Genomic DNA, 625 nt, shown 5'->3' with positions numbered 1-625 from the left:
CGATCGCCTAGGCTGAGTACTTCGGTTGGTTTGCCAAATTCGTTATAAGTTGCGCTGCGCATAATAAATCCTTTTTTGATTTTAAGTGTTTTGTACTTTTAAATGTTTTTGCAAATGCTTAGCTACTTGCTCGATAGCTATAAAACAAGCACTACCATAACAAGTGAACCTAAAGTATCGCAATGTGACTTTGGTTAAACCTTTTAATGCGTTCTTTAATAGATGAATTACACCTCAACGATTACTTTACCTACGGTATGATTGGTCTCAACTTGACGATGCGCGTCATGCAGCTTTGCAAAGGCAAAAGTCTTGAACACATGCGGTTTTAGCACCCCCTTCTCAAGCATAGTCTTTAGGGTTTGCATGTCATCGCCATTAGAGGTGACGTTAAAATAAGCAACATCGATGTCATGCTCACGCGCGTAATTGAGTACCTCATCAGAGAATTGCGGGGTAGGTAGACTGATGATTTCGCCGCCATCTTTGGTCACTTTTAGAGAGTTCTTGAGCACCTCACCACCGATTGCATCCAATACAAAATCGATATCTGAGACTATTTTTTCAAAGTCTTGAGCTTCATAATCGATATGCTCATCTGCACCGAGCGACAACACAAAATCCC

At 41.0% G+C, this 625-nt stretch carries 1 protein-coding gene; it reads right to left on the bottom strand.

The window, feature by feature from the left end:
- Window positions 1-227: 227 nt before the first annotated feature.
- On the bottom strand, window positions 228-625 hold a 398-nt coding region (locus tag ACTXGO_RS15770), incomplete at its 5' end, for a zinc-binding dehydrogenase (protein WP_443575183.1).

The sequence above is a fragment of the Psychrobacter sp. T6-1 genome (assembly GCF_052258445.1).
The sequence above is the reverse complement of the archived record's forward strand: the minus strand, read 5'-3'. Positions and strand labels throughout refer to the sequence as shown.